Origin of the sequence: Amycolatopsis orientalis DSM 40040 = KCTC 9412 (genome assembly GCF_000478275.1) — a bacterium.
Taxonomy (GTDB): Bacteria; Actinomycetota; Actinomycetes; order Mycobacteriales; family Pseudonocardiaceae; genus Amycolatopsis; species Amycolatopsis orientalis.
Genome location: NZ_ASJB01000027.1, coordinates 1 through 586, shown reverse-complemented (window position 1 = coordinate 586; position 586 = coordinate 1). Strand labels below are relative to the sequence as shown.

1 pseudogene is annotated in these 586 nt (G+C 70.3%); it reads left to right on the top strand.

The features are described 5' to 3' along the window. A pseudogene (locus L324_RS42690) lies at positions 1-586 on the top strand (type I polyketide synthase); the annotation flags it as partial.

Below are 586 nucleotides of genomic sequence, written 5' to 3'. Positions count from 1 at the left end.
GCTCCGCGGCGACCGGCCCGAGGTCCACACCGCGGTCACCACCCTGGGCACGCTGCACACCCGGGGAACCCGCGTCGACTGGACGGCCCTCCTGGCGGGCGAACGGGTCGACCTGCCCACCTACGCCTTCCAGCACGAGCGCTTCTGGCTGGAGTTCGGCGGCGGTTCCGCGGCCGAAGTGCGGGACGGCGTGGCCGACAGTGAGTTCTGGGACGCCGTCGAGCGGGCCGACGTCCGCACGCTCGCCGCCGAACTGCGGGTCGCGGGCGAGGACGAACAGTTCCTGGGCGCGTTGCTGCCCTCCTTGTCGGCGTGGCGTCAGCGGCGTCGCGAGTCCTCGGTGGTCGAGGGTTGGCGGTACCGGGTCGAGTGGGTTCCGGTGCGGGTGCCGGAGGCCCGGCCGGATGGTGAATGGCTGGTGCTGTCGCCGGTGCCGTTGGCTGACGGTGATGCGCTCGCAGGTCTCGGTGAGGTTGTCGTCATCGAGTCCGCGGAGCAGTCCGCGTTGACAGAGTTGTTGACACCTGGTCGTTTCGCTGGTGTTGTGTCCTGTTTGGACGCCGAGGCGACGCTGGTAGTGGTGCAG